The sequence below is a fragment of the Geobacillus sp. Y412MC52 genome (assembly GCF_000174795.2).
In the GTDB taxonomy this organism is placed as follows: Bacteria; Bacillota; Bacilli; order Bacillales; family Anoxybacillaceae; genus Geobacillus; species Geobacillus thermoleovorans.
Genome location: NC_014915.1, coordinates 2,969,170 through 2,985,757, shown reverse-complemented (window position 1 = coordinate 2,985,757; position 16,588 = coordinate 2,969,170). Strand labels below are relative to the sequence as shown.

Here is a 16,588-nt window from a genome sequence, read left to right as displayed (position 1 = left end):
TCTTTTTTATTGCACAAAAACAAAAAGGAGGAAACGAACATGCCGAAGGAATTACGCGAACTGTTAGAACAGATTAACAACAAGAAGGAAGAAGCCCGCAAATTGTTAGCTGAAAATAAAATTGAGGAAGCCAAAAAACTAAAAGAGGAAATCGTTGCGCTGCAGGAAAAGTTTGACATCGCAAAAGACTTGTATGAACAGGAAAAAGGAAAAATCCAAGATAAAGAACCGTTAAAACCAACTGTACAAGTAAAAGAAAATGAGGTTGAGGCATTCGTTAATCACATCCGCACTAAATTCCGTAACGCCATGAGCGAAGGCAGCGGAACAGACGGCGGTTATACCGTTCCGCAAGACATCCAAACAAAAATCAATGAGTTACGCCAATCAAAAGACGCTTTACAAAACTTGATTACAGTTGAACCGGTGACGACATTGAGCGGTTCTCGAGTTTTCAAGAAGCGTTCGCAACAAACAGGATTTGTTGAAGTGCCGGAAAACGGCGAAATTCCGGAGAAAGCTACTCCACAATTCACGGTTCTCACTTACAACGTGAAAAAATATGCTGGTTTCTTCCGCGTGACAAACGAGTTGCTGAAAGATAGCACTGAAGCGATTGTGAACACACTCATTCGCTGGATCGGCGATGAATCACGCGTCACTCGTAACAAGCTAATCCTTTCTATTCTCGCTTCAAAAGCGAAAACAGCAATCGCTGATGTAGATGATATTAAAGCGGCTCTAAATGTTCAGCTTGACCCTGCTTTCCGATACACATCAAGCATCATCACGAATCAAGATGGTTTTAACTGGCTAGATACCCAAAAAGACGCTACAGGCAATTATTTGTTGCAACCTTCTGTTTCTTCACCAACCGGGAAACAATTGTTTGGTGTGCCGGTTGTGATGGTATCGAATAAAGACTTACCGAGTGATACAACATCAGGAACAAAAGCGCCGATCATCATTGGCGATTTGAAAGAAGGTATCGTGATGTTCGATCGTCAGGAAGTTGAAGTCATGTCATCTAATGTTGCGATGGATGCTTTTCAAACTGACGTTACTTTATGGCGTGCAATTGAACGCGAAGAAGTGAAAATGCGAGATGACGAAGCGTTCATTTTTGGACAAGTCACTTTATCTTAATGAGAGGGGGAATCCCCTCTTTTTCTTTAAAGGGGTGATGATATGAAGGTGAAGGCTCTCATTGATTGCATTGGCATTGGCTATAACTTGAAAAAGGGCGATGAAGCTAACCTACCGAAGAAATTGGCCGAAAAACTCATTCGATTCGGATACGTGGAGGAAGTGAAAGCGGAGGAAGCTAAAGAAGCGAAGGTGGAAGAATGATCGTTTCTTTAGACGAGGTAAAAAATTGGTTGCGGATTGATTTCAGCGAGGATGACGCGCTATTGACAACGTTGATTAAAGCGGCGGAAACGTATCTTAAAAACGCGACAGGCGTTGAGTATGACGAAAATAATCATTTGGCCAAGCTGTTCTGCATGACGCTCATCTCTGACTGGTACGAAAACAGGGAAATGATCGGAAAGGCGAGCGACCAAATACGCCCCATCATCAATAGTATTCTCATGCAGTTGACGTATGGCGGTGACACATCATGAATCCAGGTCTTTTCCGTCACCGCATCACCTTTCAGAAATGCGATGAGAACGCTACAAACGAAAACGGCTTTCCTCTTGAAGACAGCCAGCGATGGCAAGACGTAAAAACCGTCTGGGCTATGATAAAGACACTCCAAGGACGCGAATACTACGAAGCTGCCACAACACAAAACGAAAATACGGTTCGTTTTGTCATTCGATACACAACCGGTATCAATCCAGACATGCGTATCAAGTACAAGGATCGAACATTTGAAATTTTGTCCGTAATAAACGATGATGAGCAGAACATCACGCTGACGATCATTGCAAAGGAGGTCGTATAGCATGAGCCTCCAACTTCATGGGATGCAGGAGCTGTTACATCGGCTTGAACAGCTCGGAACGGAAGCTGATCGTGTTAAACAAGACGCTCTGCTGGCTGGTGCTGAAATCATTCAGCAGGCGGCATCGGAAAGAGCGCCGAGGGACACAGGAAAGCTTGCCGAAAACATCGTGATTTCTGATGTCAAAGAAGATGGAACCGTAGACATCGGTCCAGATCGTGACCGTTTCTATGGTCTTTTTCTTGAATTCGGAACATCAAAAATGGCGGCCAGACCATTTCTTCAGCCTGCTTTTGAAGAAAGCAAAGAACAAGTACAGCAGAAAATGGCGGATGTCATTCGCAGGGAGCTGGGCTTATGAGTATCAACAAACTGATTAAAGATACACTGAAGCCCATTGGTGTTCCTGTCGATTTCCAAACCTATTCAGGCACAGCGACAACATACATCACGTTTTTTGAATACAATCAGTTTTCTGCTCTCAATGCGGATGACGAAGAACAGCAAACAGCGCATTTCATACAAGTCGATGTGTGGTCAAAAGGCGACTACACGGCGATTGTGCAACAAGTTAAAGACTTAATGACTGCGGCGGGATTTCGCCGGACATTTGAAACCGAGTTATATGAACCGGACACCAAAATCTTTCACAAGGTGCTCCGGTTTTCTTATGCTTCATAAATTTCAAAGGAGGAGTTAAGATGGCAACAATCGGTTTGAAAAATTTGCATGTTGCAAAACTAACGAAGGACGATAAAACAGGCGTAACATATGATGCGCCTCAAAGATTAGCACTTGCTATCGAGGCAAAAATTACTCCACAGGTAACTAGTGAAACGTTATATGCTGATGATAAGGCAGCAGAAGTAGCAGAATCCCTTGGAGAAATTGAAGTCGAATTAGGAATCGACGATCTTTCATCTGAAATGTATGCTTTGCTTTTAGGGAAAACTGCCAATAGTGATGGAGTAATTGAAGATAAGAGTACAGACACTGCTCCATATGTCGCTTTGGGATTTAGTATGCCTCTTTCAAAAGGCGGCGAAAAACTCGTGTGGCTCTACAAAGGGAAATTCCAGTTGCCAGAAGATCAAGCAAAAACAAAAGGGGATAAAGTTGAATTTCAAACACCGACAATCAAGGCGAAATTTGTGCCACGCGAATATGATGACAAGTGGCGTGCATCTGTTGTAACTACTGATACAGATGTTGACCAAACAGTTATTCAAAACTGGTTTAATGCTGTATATCAAGCACCTACGACACCATAGAGAGAAGATTTTTTCTTCTCTCTTTTTTTATTTCATTTAACAGGAGGTAAGGAAAATGAAAATTACCCTTTTCATTAACGGTGAGGAAAAAACATTTACGGTTCCGTTTGTAAAAGCTCGTATGTTTCGTCGGGCGTTAGAGATTACTAAAAAATACGACTTAAACGACGTTGATGTTGAAACATTAGATGTTCTTGTTTCCTATGTGGTTGAACTATTTAACAATCAGTTTACTATTGATGACATTTACGATGGTGTTCCTGCTGATAAACTCATACCGACAATTCTGGATTGTATCAATAAAGTTGTTGGTACTGTTGGGAAAGATAAAGACCCAAACGCATAAAAGGGTCTGAAATAGACCCATATGATGCAATTAAAGAGTTTTATCTTTCGCATATTAAGCAAGGCATACCGATGTATCTCGTTGATGAGATGGACATCGGTTTTTATTTTGAACTTCTGAACTATGAGGAAGAGAAAAAAGAACGTGCTGAACGTGCTGTCATAGAGCGATTGCTCTAAGAAAGTGAGGTGAAAACATGGCAGAGGTTGGAATTTTACGCGTATCGCTTGGCTTGGATAGCGCAAATTTCACCCGTAGCCTTGCTGAAGTAAACAGAAAATTGAAAGCTGTTGAAAGTGAGTTTAAGGCGGCCGGCGGTTCAATCAAGGGTTTTGAAAACACACTGGAAGGCTTGCAGGCTAAGTCAGATATGTTGACTAGAAAAATAGCCTTGCAAAGCGCTAGAGTGCAAGAGTTGAAGCGTAGATACGAAGAATCAGCAGCAACCAAAGGGAAAGAAGCAGCTGAAACGGAAAAGTTACTGATTCAGTACAACAAAGCGGTCGGTGAACTCAAAAAGCTAGAGAATGAGCTTCAACAAACTAGCGCCAAGCTAGATAAATTGTCCCAAGATGTCAACAAAAACGCGACAGTCTGGGACAAAATGCACGCAAAGCTCAATGAAGTTAGTCAGCGGATGCAAGACTTAGGAAGCCGAATGCAATCAGCTGGTCAAGGAATTGCCATGTCGTTTGGAGCCGTAACAACAGCAATCGGTGGGGCGCTTGGTTTCGCGGTTAAAAAATCAATGGACTTTGAAGCGCAGCTTGACCGTGTTGGAGCCGTTGCTGGTGCTACTCCAGCGGAAATAGAAAAGTTGGAACAAGCGGCTCTTGATCTCGGTGCATCGACTTCCAAGTCGGCAACCGAAGTCGCACAAGGAATGGAAATTATGGCCGCAATGGGATACAACACGAATCAGATTCTAGCGGCCATGCCAGGGATTATTTCGGCTGCGGAAGCGTCTGGCGAAGATATGGCACTTGTTGCCGAAACGGTATCAGCGGCGTTGAATGCGTTCGGTCTATCTGCAAGCGAAGCAAGCCGGGTAGCCGATATTCTCGCACAAGCAGCGAACGATTCGGCTGCGGGTGTACAAGATATGCAGTACACCTTTAAATACGCGGCTCCGATCGCAAAACAATTGGGGATATCATTAGAACAATTGGCAGCCGCCACGGAGATCATGGCTGAAGATATTTGGCCGGTTGCAAGGAAACTTGCAGCATAAAACAGCGGGTGAATTCGGTAGATTCTAAGGGCTGAAGCTTTGGCTAATGCCGGAATTTATGGTATAATAGAATCAAAGGTTAACGGAGGTTCTATTATGCGTAAATTAAGCCATGAGGAATTTTGTCAAAGGGTTAAAGAGGTTCATGGTGACGAATACGATGTTTTAGGTAGATACGTGAACAGAAGAACTAAAATCACTGTCAGACATAATAAATGTGGCACTATATGGGACGTTTCTCCTTGGCCTTTTACTAAAGGTCATGGATGTCCAAAATGTTTTGGCGTCAACAAAAAAACAACCGAGATGTACAAAGAGGAAGTTAAAAGTCTCGTTGGCGATGAATACTCAGTATTAGGGGAATATAAAAACACACACGCGAAAATAAGATTTATTCACAATGAATGTGGTCATGTTTTCGATATGGTTGCTAAAGCTTTTTTGTTAGGTCAGAGATGCCCAAAGTGTAGATTGAAGAAAATGAGCCAAAGATTCAGAAAAACCACTGAACAATTCAAAAAAGAGGTTTATGAAAAAGTTGGTGATGAATACATTGTTTTGAGTGATTACAAAGGCAAGGATGTTAATGTTAAGATGCTTCATCGAAAATGCGGCAACACCTTCGAGGTAACACCAAACCATTTCTTATCTTCGATGAATTCGAGGTGTCCGCACTGTAAAACATCTAAAGGTGAAGAAGTTATAAGAAAATTTTTGCTCGAAAACGGATATACTTTCAAAAGCCAGTATCGTATAAAGGAATGCCGAAATATTAGGCCATTACCTTTTGATTTTGCGATATTTAACGGCGATACCCTTGTTTGCTTGATTGAATTTGATGGGGAACAACATTTTCACCCTAAATTCGGTCGCAAAGAATTCGAGAGAACCATCGCCAACGATAAAATAAAAAATGAGTTTTGCGCGAAAAATAATATCCCTTTGATTAGAATTCCCTATATTTCCGCCGACATAAAAGCTGATTTAGCCAAAGCGCTTCAGTCTATGAAAATACCGAGCCAAGCCTGTCCGGAAACGGCAGGAAGGTGTAACGACTAGATAGAGTAACCTAACCAAAAAAGACCGCACTTGTAAGAGCGGTCTTTTTTGTATGGTGAAATATCCACGAGCGCCCGCCACCCTAACGTAAAGTCGAGGGTGAAGATATAGTCTGAACTGGGGATGAATCGACATCCCGTAATGCGGCGAAAGCCCCAGAGGTCAGGATAAAGAGCCTGACGATAACAATTTGAATAATGGTATCCGTGGCGAACAGGCCGGAACAACCTTGCGTGCTGCTTTAATTCGTCTTTCCGATCCGCCGAGGGAAGCGGCAAATACACTTGAAGCTTTAGGTGTGAAAATAACCGACGCCAAAGGAAAAATGTTGCCGTTCAGCAATATCATCGGGCAACTGGCTGAAAAAACAAAAAATATGAGCAATGCGCAAAAATTAGCGGCATTGTCCACCATTTTCGGTACAGAAGCCGCGAGTGGAATGTTAACGGTAGTGGAAGCCGGACCGCAAAAATTAGATCAACTCACGAAATCACTACAAAATTCAGCTGGTGCATCACAAGAAGCTGCCGCAAAAATGAAGGACAACTTGAAAGGTTCACTTGAAGAACTGCAAGGAGCATTTGAAACGGCACAAATCAAGATCGGAAATGCTCTGGCTCCGGCAATTCAAAAGGTGGCTGGATATATCCAACAGCTTGTGGATTGGTTCAATAATCTATCGCCGTCTACTCAGAAAACGATCGCGACCATTGGGGCGGTATCAGCTGTGTTAGCGGCTTTAGGTGCGGCGATCGGCGTGGTGCTTGCAGTGATCGGGACGGCAGCAAGCGGAATCGGTGCTCTTACGGCAGCGTTTGGAGCTGTATCTGGCGCCATTGCGGCGGCAGGTGGAGCGATGGCGATCATCACCGGTCCAATTGGTATTGCTGTAGCGGCAATCGCAGGACTTACGGTAGCAGGGATAGCGCTGTGGAAAAATTGGGACACCATTAAGGCAAAGGCAATCGAAATATGGGGCGCTATTTCAGAATGGTTTAGCACTACGTTAGAAAGTATTAAACAATCTTTTTCGACTGCTTGGGAAAATGTCAAACAGACGACATCTCAGGCATGGGAAAACATCAAACAAGCAACCATCAGCATATGGAACGCGATTAAAGACGGTGTGATGGCGATCATCACACCTTTTATTAATGGAATAACCAACATCTTTAATGGCATGAAAGGCGGATTGCAAACCATTCTGAATGGATTAAAGCAATACTTTAGCGGTGTGTGGCAGGCGATTAAAAACATTTTCCTCGGTGCCGTCCTTCTCATCGTTGACCTTGTGACAGGTGACTTTAAAAGCCTTTTAAACGATGCAAAAGCTATCTTCAACAACCTAAAAAACGCGCTTTCTTCCATATGGAACGGAATAAAATCAATCTTTTCTGGTGCAGTTTCTGCAATCAAAGGATTTGTAAGTTCTGCTTGGGGAAATATCAAATCGACGACATCATCAGTGTTTAATACGGTTAAGTCATTGGCTTCATCTGTTTGGAATGGGATCAAATCGTCTATTTCAACAGCGGTAAACACAGCAAAATCAACGGTAAGCAGCGCATTTTCCACTATGAAAAGCACTGTTTCCTCCACCATGAGCGGTATCAAATCGACAATAACAGACATGTGGAATAGCGCTGTGAGTTTCTTAAAAGGGATTAATTTGTATTCTATCGGAAAAAACATCATTCAAGGTCTTGCCAACGGTATTTCTTCGATGGCTTCGGCTGTTGTAGAAAAAGTGAGGGACATAGCTAATTCCGTCACAAGAACAATCAGAAATGTACTCGATATCCATTCTCCATCTCGTGAAACCGAAAAACTAGGAAAACACACTGGTGAAGGTTTTGCAAAAGGGATTGAGTCCCAGAAAAAATACGTTGAACAATCGTCGAAAAAGACCGCAGAAGCAGCGAAAAAAGCGTTTGAGCAGGCATTCCGGAACATTCAATATCGCTTTGATGCAAAAAAAATCAATGCAAAGCAGGCAATCGATGAATTTGAAAAGCTAAAAAAGCAGTATGCGACCGTGCCGAATGCTGTAGAGCGCGCTAATAAGGAAATTTATAGAATTCAACAGAAGTATGCAAAGCAACTAGCCGATGCAAACAAAAAAGCGTTTAATGAAGCTTTTGCGAAGGCGCAAACGAATTTTAAATTAGGCAAAATCGACTCTTCACAATATATTTCCGAGCTTCGAAAAATCCAAAAAGAATATGCGAAAACACCAGATCAAGTACGGAAGGTTCAGCTGGAGATTAAAAAAATTGAGGATCAACGTGCAAAAGAGCAAGCGGCTATTGCGAAAAAGCAATTTGAGGATGCGAAAAAGGCTATTGAGGACAAGCGAGCACTAGGTCAGTTGTCGTTAGATCAGGAGCTTAAAGCATGGCAAACCCTTGCGAAAAAGTACAAAGAAGGCTCCAAAGAACGGATTGAAATAGAAAAAGAAATTGTCCGCGTCAAAAACGAACTTCTCAAGCAACAGTTTGAGAAGGAAAAACAGTATATCGAGGATCGCAAATACTTCAACAACCTTTCTCTCAAAGAGGAGCTTGAGTTGTATGAGAGCTACATCAAAAAGTACAAGGAAGGGTCAGAAGAGCGCAAGTATTACGAACGAGAAATCTATCGTGTGAAGAAAGAGATTCACGACAAATTGACAGCTCTCAACAACGAATACGCTGAACAAGTGAAAGAAATCAATGAACGATTGTACCAAGACGAGTTGAAAGCGAAAGAAGAGTATGAAACAAGAGTAAAGGAAATCAACGACCGTCTGCTTCAAGACGAAATCAAAGCGAGAGAAGAATATGAAGCAAAAGTCAAAGAAATCAATGATCGTCTTGCGGAAGAAGAACGAAAGCTGACAGAGGAATATCAAAAAGCAGTCGAAGACCGCACGAAATCGTTGTATAGCTTTGCAGGGCTGTTCGATGAATTCAAGAGAAAAAATGACGTAACCGGACAAGGCTTACTCAAAAATCTCTCCGATCAGGTCAGTGCGTTCAAAGATTGGCAGAAAAATATTTCTTCTCTTGCAACGCGTGGAGTTGATGAAGGACTTCTTCAAGAGCTTCGTGATATGGGACCAAAAGCGGTTGACGAAATCGCGGCACTCAATTCCCTTTCTGACAGTGAGCTGCAGCAATACGTTCAGTTGTGGCGTGAGAAAAATGCTCTTGCGAAGACTCAAGCGATCAATGAACTTGAGGGCATGCGCCAACAGACACAATTGAAAATTCAACAGTTGCGACTAACAGCAAATGAGGAACTGGAAAAAGCAAAAACAGACTACATTAACAAAATCACCGAGCTACGTACGCAGGCAAATGCTGAACTTGAGCGATTGAACAAAGAATATGTCGACAAGATCGTCTATTTGAGGGCACAAGCTAACGCTGAACTCGAACAGCACAAAAAAGAATGGATGGCAAAAGTAAGGGAAATCACGGAAGGCACAAAGACAGAGTTCGATCTCATGTCCGCAAGCATGGAGGACATCGGGAAGAACTCGATGCAAGGATTGATTCAGGGACTGGACTCTATGATTGAACCTTTACAAAACAAGGCACGGGAAATCGCCGATACAGTCAGAGCGACGATACAATCAGCACTTGAGATCAATTCACCTTCCCGTGTCATGATGAAGTTAGGAAAGTGGATTCCTGTTGGCTTGGCCGAAGGCATCTCAAGAAATATCAGTGCTGTTGTTTCTGCAACGAACAGAATGGCGCAGGCAACGATTCCGACTGTGGCTGCTGGTTCTTTCGGAAGAGCTGTAACTCCTACAGCAACGACGATCAACATTCCAAAACTGGCCGGTGCGAAAATAGAACAGCATTTCCATTTCCACTCAACTGCGCCAACGCCGTCTGAAGTTGCTCGAAAGAATCTTCAAGTGAGTCGTCAGCTTGCAATGGAATGGGGGCTATGATATGCAGCGAATCATCTTTACAAATGCAAGAGGTCAATCAGTGGAGCTGAAATCATCAGCTCCTTTTCTTTTGCAGTCTATTGATGGGCTTGGTGACGTGGATGCTGATATTCAAACACAAAAGGCTCCATTCCAGGACGGATCAACATACATTGATTCCGTTTTGCAAGAACGCGCTATCTCATTGGAAATTGCGATTCTGGCAAGTGACACAGCGACATTACTGCAGCAACGCCAATTTCTTGCTTCTGTCTTCAATCCAAAGCTAGGGAAAGGCGTACTTCGATATGAAAACGGCGAAACTATTCGAGAAATTGAAGCTATTCCGGATGGAGTACCATCTTTTCCGGCCGGAAAAGAGAATCGTGGACCAAGGTTCCAGAAGGCACTTGTGAATTTACTTTGCCCTGAACCGTTTTGGCTGGATTCATTCTACACCAGCAGGCAAATGTCTTTTCTCATGGGCGGGCTATCGTTTCCTTTGTTTTTAGGTTCACGCTTTTCACAACGAAGCTTTAGAAGAATTTTACAGAATAAAGGTGATGTACCGACTCCCGTGACTATCACATTTTATGGGCCTGCTATCAACCCGATCGTCAAAAACAATACAACAGGTGAATTTATCCGCGTAAATCGTGAGCTAGGCGAAAGTGACAAACTCATCATCGACACAACATTTGGGAAAAAGTCAGTCGTGATTGAAGATAAAAATGGTGTACAAACGAATGTGTTCAACTGGATTGACTTAGAATCGTCGTTCTTCCAGTTACAAGTAGGTGACAATGAACTTGAATACAACTCAAACAACGACAGCACGAAATCGAGGGTCGTTATCGCGTTTAGAAATAGATATGTGGGGGTGTAATCATGCCTGAATATAGTCGCTTTTTTGATAGTACACCCGAAGATGAACGTTATTACTCCGCAGATGAGTTTGCGGAGTATTTTCGTAGATTGCTTACTAATGGCATATTCAACGGTGGAACAAATCTTCAGGTTGGTTGTGATGGAACTAATATCATGACCTATATCAACGAGGGTTTTGCTTGGATAGAGGGATATATGTACAAAATTGAGGGCGGTCCGTTTTATCTGACGCATGATCTTCCCGATACGCAATATGACCGGATTGACCGCATTGTTTTGCGGTTAGATAAAAGTCTAGAAGTGCGTGCAATCAACGCTAAAGTGCTGAAAGGAACACCAAGCGCAACACCGACACCGCCAGCGCTTACGAGGAATGACAATGTATATGAAATTTCGCTTGCGCAAGTTCGGATTGAAGCAGGGAAATCGTATATTGAAGCCTATCAAATTACAGATGAACGGCTTGATAATAATGTTTGTGGGCTTGTTAACTCGTTAATTCAAGCGGATACGACCGAAATATTTAATCAATTCCAAGCACATTACAACGCAAAATCAGCAGAGTTTGAAGAGAATTGGCAAACGTGGCTAGACACAAAGCTTCCTCAATTCCAACAGCAATGGAATGATTGGTTTAATACAAACACAACAAACTATGACACTAGTTGGAATACATGGTTTACTCAAATTCAAAACGCTTGGAACACTTTCTTTTCTAATGCTCAAGGCGAATCGTATCTAACGGGCGCTGATGTAGGTGTTACTGTTGCTTCTCAAGAAGATTTTGCTTCGCATTTGGCTGATACTACGAAGCATGTTACCCAAGCAGAAAAAGACGCTTGGAACGCAGCACAAGCAAAAGCAAACGACCTTGAAATTCTCTATTGGATGGGGGCGATGTAATTGGCAACAACTCCGAAACGATTGTATATAGGTCAACCGGGAACAACAATAGGTGCGTTGTATCAAGTACCCGCCACTTATAAAACGATCGTGAAGAATATAATACTCTGCAATACAACAGGAACAGATGCAAAGATTGATATTTACTTTGTTCCAAGCGGGAATGGAGCAAGTGCAGCAAACAAAGTCATCTCTCAATATACTGTATCCGCAAATGATACAGCGGTCATTAACTTATCGGCTGTATTAGGATCGGGAGATGTCATTTCAGCGGCACAAGTGACAGCTAATGCGATTACGGTTTATATCAGTGGCGTAGAGGTGTCGTAATCATGGGGATGAAAAAACTTGAAGAATATCGCGTTGATTTTATAGATGTAATAAAAAGAATAATGGCAACAAACCTAACGAATAAAGGTGTATCAGCAAGTAGAACAGAATCATTGCAAGCATTAGCGGATAAGATTGCGAATGTAAATACAGGAAAAAGATATGCAACCGGAACAGGATGGAGTGGCTCAACAGGTATTGCAACAATAACAGGATTAGGTTTTACACCATCCATTGTAAAGGTGAAATTTGCCACAGGAGGAATAGGTTTTTTACGTTTCTTAATAAAAGAAAGCGCTGGACATTACGGAGGTTATGGAAAATATTTAATAGGGGCTTCATCAAAAATTGATAACAGTAATCACTATCCTGACTATGCACTTATAAATGATGGAAGTAATCAAATTCTGTCAGACGGATTCAAAATAATGATTGGATACGTTGATATATCATATGGATGGGAGGCGTGGGAATAATGCAAATAGGTACACGCATTATATACAACCCATATACCGGTTATGTATTAAATAATTCATTATACCAAATGGAAGGAGCCCTTCGAGATGATTTACGGCCTGACAAAATAGAATTCATTGACCTTCCATATGGATACAATGAAAATCATTTTGACACAGCTATTGAATATCACGTAGATGTTGAAACCAAAACAATTGTAGTAGACGCTTATATTGATCCTGAAACTGGTGAAATTGTTTATAATAATACAGCTAAACCGTAGGTACGTCATATTCGGACGATAATGCGACACAACACCGATTTTAGCGGTGTTTTTTTATTAGGTGGTGAACTATGAAACCAGTTCGGATTTTGACACCGATTCTTGACCTTTTAGCCGAAATCGACAACTACGAATCACTTCTTTTTACTCGTCGATGGCACGAAGTCGGCGAGTTTGAATTGCGTATCAACCGGCATAAACGACATACGGAGCTTCTGCAACGCGGCAATCTCATTATGCTCGGTGCAAGCAGGAACAAGGTTGGTATCATCCGCCATCGTGAAATTGAGCTTGATGAAAACGGAAAGGCATCGGAAAACTGGCTCATAAAAGGCATTGCGCTGAAAGGAGTCATGGCGCAACGGATTACGGTTCCTCCTGCCGGCGATAGCCACGACCGAGCAAGCGGAGCTGCGGAAGCCGTAATGAAGCATTACGTGAACAATCACATTGTAAATCCAGTTGATACTAAACGAAAAATTGACATGATCGTGATTGCTTCGGACCAGCAACGCGGTTCCTCTATCAGCTGGGAATCGCGGTTCAAAAACCTTGCCGATGAGCTCATTGAAATCTCGAAAACAAGCGGGCTTGGATGGGATGTCTTTCTTGATATTCAGCAGAAAAAATGGATATTTGATGTTTTTGAAGGGCGGAATCTCACAGTCAATCAGACAGAGAATCCGCCTGTTATTTTTAGTCCGCAATTCGAGAGTCTGAAACAATTGAGTTTTGTTGAATCTGACTATAACTACAAGAACTATGGCTATATCGCAGGACAAGGGGAAGGAGAAGACAGACGTGTAGTTGAAGTTGGCGAAGCCGAAGGACTTTCTCGAATTGAAACATTCATTGATGCAAGAGATGTAGCGGAGCAAGACGAAAATCAGCAAGCACTCCCAGAAGCTGAAATCATCGCAAAGTTGCAACAGAGAGGACAGCAAAAGCTTTCGGAGTACGCCGAGGAATTTTTCCTCGAGGGGCAAATTCTCACGAATTCGCCTTTCAAGTACGAAATTGATTATGACCTTGGTGATATAGTCACCATTCAAAACCGGGAATGGGGAGTGACAAGAGATGCGCGCATCACCGAAATAAAAGAAATATACGAACCAGGCGGTTTTCAAATCGAGGCGACTTTTGGCGAGAGCCGGCCAACGCTGGTGAAAAAATTGAAACAGGAATTGGCTCAAATTAGTGGAGAAGTCCGAAAATAGGGATTTTTTATTTTGTTTAGAAAGGCGGAGATAAAATGGAACGATTAGATGTTGTATTTAAAACCGGCGCGGCCGCGCTTGGGGCCGTGGTTGGGTATCTTTTCGGTGGATGGTCAGAACTGCTTGGCATCTTGCTGGCATTTGTTATCATGGATTATGTCACGGGCGTGCTGGCGGCATCAAAAGAAGGAACGTTGAGAAGCGCCGTTGGGTTCAAGCGTATTCCAAAAAAAATCATGATTTTCGTGCTTGTAGCAGTTGGGCACTTGATTGATCGTGCGGTCGGAACGAATGGGTTATTCCGAGATGCGACGATCTTTTTTTATTTAGCGAATGAGTTGCTCTCGATTGTTGAAAATGCAGGTCGGATTGGATTGCCTGTGCCAGAGCAAATCAAACAGGCAGTTGAGGTGCTGAAAGGAAGAAGCGAGAAAGGAGAGGGGAAATGATGGTACGTATTGTTCTTGATGCTGGTCATGGCGGTCACGATCCTGGTGCGGTTGCGAATGGGTTGAGGGAGAAGGATTTGACACTCGCTATCGTAAAACATATCGGCAAGATGCTTGGGGAGTATGAAGGCGCGGAAGTACACTACACACGGACGGATGACCGTTTTCTTGAACTTTCCGAACGTGCGGCGATTGCAAATAAATTGAAAGCTGATTTACTCATTTCTGTTCACATTAACGCTGGCGGGGGAACCGGATTCGAAAGTTACATCTATAACGGTAACGTCAGCCCGGCGACGATCGCTTATCAAAACGTGATTCACCAGGAGCTCATGAAAGCAATCGGCAATGTGACTGACCGCGGCAAGAAACGCGCGAACTATGCCGTATTGCGTGAAACGAACATGCCAGCGATTCTCACGGAAAACTTGTTTATTGATAACGCTAATGACGCAGCAAAATTGAAATCCGAACAGTTCCTGCAACAAGTCGCATACGGCCACGTGCAAGGAATTGTCAAAGCTTTCGGTCTCAAGAAAAAAGCAAAGCCGCAGACGAAACAAAAAGTGTCTGACGGAAAATTGTACCGTGTGCAAGTAGGGGCGTTTGCTGATCCCGAAAATGCAAAACGGCTGGCCGATGAGCTGAAGAAAAAAGGGTATCCAGCGACTATTGTGTAGTCCCTGCCAAACGGCAGGGCTTTTTTTGTTTCTAATACAAAAAGCCCCTCTCGTATGAGAAAGGCTCAAATTCCTAACAATTGTTTTTTCTTCGCTTCAAATTCTTCTTCCGTAATAACTCCCATTTCTTTGAGTTCCGCGAATTTCTTCAATTCATCCGCCACACTTGCAATTGCTGCATTATTACTACTCGGCTTTTTCCCAATACTTTGCTTAACGTGATTAATAAACTTGTCAAAATCCCCTTGTTGGATCCATTTCATTTTTACTTTATTTCCAGAAGCAAAGAAAGACACCTTATGGCCCATTAATCCTTTTCCGATTTCGGTGGAGCTAATGTTTTCATATGGGAAGAACTCGAGATCATATCCTCCAAAGGTTCTTTTCCCATAGAAAACAAGCCGTCTATCTGTTGCCAAAAAAACACCATTCATTACGGTATCTTTACCCATAATTTTTGTTTCGTATGCTCCCAAAACACTTGCAACTACTTGTTCGCCTGGTTCAAGATGTTCTTTAGCTAAATTGACCAACTTCTCGAGTTTAGCCATTGTCCTCTTTTTCCTCCTCAACTAATTCTTCCATAGGTACGCCCAATAACTTAGAAAGTTGATACGACTCCAGTAAATCCGGCTGCGTGACATTTCTACACCAATTTGAAAATGTTTGCTCGGTTACTCCCATTTTTTGTGCTATATGATTTTGCTTCAATCCCCTCGCTTTGATTAAGTAGGAAATTCGATTTCTCATAATATATTACTCCTCCATTTGCTACATGTACCATTTCTTCAAATTTGTTTTGATTCCTCTTACAAATTTTTTGATAAAAAGATCAAAAAAATTTTAAGGACAAGATATATTGGACAAACTCTCCCTCATACTCTTTACCATACCAAAACGAATTCTCCGCAATGTACCCGTTTTCTTTAAACAGCAGCAATCATGCAAGATTTCAGAGAAAAAGGGAATGAGAGGAGGAACATCGATTGGAAGGCGAGGGAGTATTTCAAAGTATTTTCCAAGCATATGCCGAACATCGAAAACGTCATCGAAAAATGAACGAGTTCGAGTACCTGGACCAAACTCCTTATCTGCACAGTTCGGATTACTTGAAAGAGCTGTATCGTGGCGCGGACACGAAGGAGAAGAAACAGAAGCTGTTTGACTACATTGAACGGTTCGAAGTCGGCAGCAGGGAGTACAAAGGCTACTACTCACTATACCAGCGGATTGGCAAGGAGCTGGGGCACATCGAGGATGACAAAGAAGAATACATTCAGATTCCCAAGTCATTGATTGCGGAGTACGCAAGACAGATGATGGATGACGAGGATTTTGTGAAATACAACATGAGGGGGCAGCGAAAATGATCGAAGTGATCGGCGGTGGGCTTGTGTTGATCGGAATTGCCTATGCGGAGAACAAAGGATGGGTAGACAAGGAAAGCGTGTCTTTTATCTTGAATGTGGGTATGCAGGCGGGAATATGCGGGGGCTTACTCTATTTCATTCATCAGCTGTCCATTTGGTTCTTGTGATGTCTACCCTCGCACATTCCCCCACAGAACACGGGTGAGCGGGTCCATGTTCCTGTATTCTATTG

The 16,588-nt window shown here is 42.7% G+C and carries 23 protein-coding genes; 21 read left to right on the top strand and 2 right to left on the bottom strand.

Going from position 1 to position 16,588, the window contains the following annotated elements:
• The first annotated feature begins 39 nt into the window (after nucleotides 1-39).
• From GYMC52_RS14650 to GYMC52_RS14565, 19 genes are all read left to right on the top strand, one after another.
• Nucleotides 40-1,146: a phage major capsid protein gene (locus tag GYMC52_RS14650; protein WP_013524419.1), complete on the top strand. Its 1,107-nt coding sequence runs from the start codon at nucleotides 40-42 to the stop codon at nucleotides 1,144-1,146.
• Nucleotides 1,147-1,188: 42 nt separating this feature from the next.
• Complete coding sequence (locus GYMC52_RS19815; RefSeq protein WP_013524418.1) at nucleotides 1,189-1,350, top strand: hypothetical protein; 162 nt, start codon at nucleotides 1,189-1,191, stop codon at nucleotides 1,348-1,350.
• Nucleotides 1,347-1,625 carry a head-tail connector protein gene (locus GYMC52_RS14645; RefSeq protein ID WP_013524417.1) on the top strand — a complete coding sequence of 93 codons (279 nt, stop codon included), beginning with the start codon at nucleotides 1,347-1,349 and terminating at the stop codon, nucleotides 1,623-1,625. The genes GYMC52_RS19815 and GYMC52_RS14645 overlap by 4 nt, the downstream gene beginning before the upstream one ends.
• Nucleotides 1,622-1,951, top strand: coding sequence for a phage head closure protein (locus GYMC52_RS14640; protein ID WP_013524416.1), 330 nt, complete (start codon nucleotides 1,622-1,624; stop codon nucleotides 1,949-1,951). The genes GYMC52_RS14645 and GYMC52_RS14640 overlap by 4 nt, the downstream gene beginning before the upstream one ends.
• A gap of 1 nt (nucleotide 1,952) precedes the next feature.
• Nucleotides 1,953-2,312: an HK97-gp10 family putative phage morphogenesis protein gene (locus tag GYMC52_RS14635; RefSeq protein ID WP_013524415.1), complete on the top strand. Its 360-nt coding sequence runs from the start codon at nucleotides 1,953-1,955 to the stop codon at nucleotides 2,310-2,312.
• Nucleotides 2,309-2,632 carry a tail completion protein gp17 gene (gp17, locus tag GYMC52_RS14630; protein WP_013524414.1) on the top strand — a complete coding sequence of 108 codons (324 nt, stop codon included), beginning with the start codon at nucleotides 2,309-2,311 and terminating at the stop codon, nucleotides 2,630-2,632. The genes GYMC52_RS14635 and gp17 overlap by 4 nt, the downstream gene beginning before the upstream one ends.
• A gap of 20 nt (nucleotides 2,633-2,652) precedes the next feature.
• Nucleotides 2,653-3,222, top strand: coding sequence for a major tail protein (locus GYMC52_RS14625; protein ID WP_013524413.1), 570 nt, complete (start codon nucleotides 2,653-2,655; stop codon nucleotides 3,220-3,222).
• Nucleotides 3,223-3,277: 55 nt separating this feature from the next.
• Nucleotides 3,278-3,568, top strand: coding sequence for a phage tail assembly chaperone G (gpG, locus tag GYMC52_RS14620; RefSeq protein ID WP_013524412.1), 291 nt, complete (start codon nucleotides 3,278-3,280; stop codon nucleotides 3,566-3,568).
• A 196-nt stretch (nucleotides 3,569-3,764) separates the two neighbouring features.
• Complete coding sequence (locus GYMC52_RS14615) at nucleotides 3,765-4,799, top strand: phage tail tape measure protein (RefSeq protein WP_041469263.1); 1,035 nt, start codon at nucleotides 3,765-3,767, stop codon at nucleotides 4,797-4,799.
• A 96-nt stretch (nucleotides 4,800-4,895) separates the two neighbouring features.
• Nucleotides 4,896-5,858: a DUF2726 domain-containing protein gene (locus tag GYMC52_RS14610; RefSeq protein WP_013524410.1), complete on the top strand. Its 963-nt coding sequence runs from the start codon at nucleotides 4,896-4,898 to the stop codon at nucleotides 5,856-5,858.
• A 190-nt stretch (nucleotides 5,859-6,048) separates the two neighbouring features.
• The gene (locus tag GYMC52_RS14605; RefSeq protein ID WP_013524409.1) at nucleotides 6,049-9,801 is read left to right on the top strand and encodes a phage tail tape measure protein; all 3,753 of its coding nucleotides are present in this window, start codon (nucleotides 6,049-6,051) and stop codon (nucleotides 9,799-9,801) included.
• A 1-nt stretch (nucleotide 9,802) separates the two neighbouring features.
• A complete protein-coding gene (locus tag GYMC52_RS14600) occupies nucleotides 9,803-10,666 on the top strand; it encodes a phage tail family protein (RefSeq protein ID WP_013524408.1) in 864 nt (287 codons plus the stop codon).
• Nucleotides 10,667-10,668: 2 nt separating this feature from the next.
• Nucleotides 10,669-11,571, top strand: coding sequence for a hypothetical protein (locus GYMC52_RS14595; protein ID WP_013524407.1), 903 nt, complete (start codon nucleotides 10,669-10,671; stop codon nucleotides 11,569-11,571).
• Nucleotides 11,572-11,901 carry a hypothetical protein gene (locus GYMC52_RS14590; RefSeq protein ID WP_013524406.1) on the top strand — a complete coding sequence of 110 codons (330 nt, stop codon included), beginning with the start codon at nucleotides 11,572-11,574 and terminating at the stop codon, nucleotides 11,899-11,901.
• 2 nt (nucleotides 11,902-11,903) lie between these two features.
• Nucleotides 11,904-12,377 (top strand): hypothetical protein, encoded by a 474-nt coding sequence (locus GYMC52_RS14585; RefSeq protein ID WP_013524405.1) that lies wholly within the window; start codon nucleotides 11,904-11,906, stop codon nucleotides 12,375-12,377.
• Nucleotides 12,377-12,640 (top strand): hypothetical protein, encoded by a 264-nt coding sequence (locus GYMC52_RS14580; RefSeq protein ID WP_013524404.1) that lies wholly within the window; start codon nucleotides 12,377-12,379, stop codon nucleotides 12,638-12,640. Before GYMC52_RS14585 ends, GYMC52_RS14580 begins: the two co-directional genes overlap by 1 nt.
• Nucleotides 12,641-12,711: 71 nt before the next feature.
• Nucleotides 12,712-13,857: a siphovirus ReqiPepy6 Gp37-like family protein gene (locus GYMC52_RS14575; RefSeq protein ID WP_013524403.1), complete on the top strand. Its 1,146-nt coding sequence runs from the start codon at nucleotides 12,712-12,714 to the stop codon at nucleotides 13,855-13,857.
• 35 nt (nucleotides 13,858-13,892) lie between these two features.
• Entirely contained in the window at nucleotides 13,893-14,306 is a 414-nt protein-coding gene (locus tag GYMC52_RS14570) for a phage holin family protein (protein WP_013524402.1), read from the top strand.
• The gene (locus tag GYMC52_RS14565; RefSeq protein WP_013524401.1) at nucleotides 14,306-14,986 is read left to right on the top strand and encodes an N-acetylmuramoyl-L-alanine amidase; all 681 of its coding nucleotides are present in this window, start codon (nucleotides 14,306-14,308) and stop codon (nucleotides 14,984-14,986) included. The genes GYMC52_RS14570 and GYMC52_RS14565 overlap by 1 nt, the downstream gene beginning before the upstream one ends.
• Before the next feature lie 65 nt (nucleotides 14,987-15,051).
• Here the strand turns inward: GYMC52_RS14565 and GYMC52_RS14560 are convergent, their stop codons facing one another.
• Nucleotides 15,052-15,537, bottom strand: coding sequence for a PH domain-containing protein (locus GYMC52_RS14560; protein WP_013524400.1), 486 nt, complete (start codon nucleotides 15,535-15,537; stop codon nucleotides 15,052-15,054).
• Nucleotides 15,530-15,736, bottom strand: coding sequence for a helix-turn-helix transcriptional regulator (locus GYMC52_RS14555; RefSeq protein ID WP_013524399.1), 207 nt, complete (start codon nucleotides 15,734-15,736; stop codon nucleotides 15,530-15,532). Before GYMC52_RS14555 ends, GYMC52_RS14560 begins: the two co-directional genes overlap by 8 nt.
• 236 nt (nucleotides 15,737-15,972) lie before the next feature.
• Between GYMC52_RS14555 and GYMC52_RS14550 the strand changes: the two genes are divergently transcribed.
• Nucleotides 15,973-16,356: a hypothetical protein gene (locus GYMC52_RS14550; RefSeq protein ID WP_015731621.1), complete on the top strand. Its 384-nt coding sequence runs from the start codon at nucleotides 15,973-15,975 to the stop codon at nucleotides 16,354-16,356.
• Nucleotides 16,353-16,523: a hypothetical protein gene (locus GYMC52_RS19810; protein WP_013524397.1), complete on the top strand. Its 171-nt coding sequence runs from the start codon at nucleotides 16,353-16,355 to the stop codon at nucleotides 16,521-16,523. The genes GYMC52_RS14550 and GYMC52_RS19810 overlap by 4 nt, the downstream gene beginning before the upstream one ends.
• Nucleotides 16,524-16,588 lie beyond the last annotated feature (65 nt).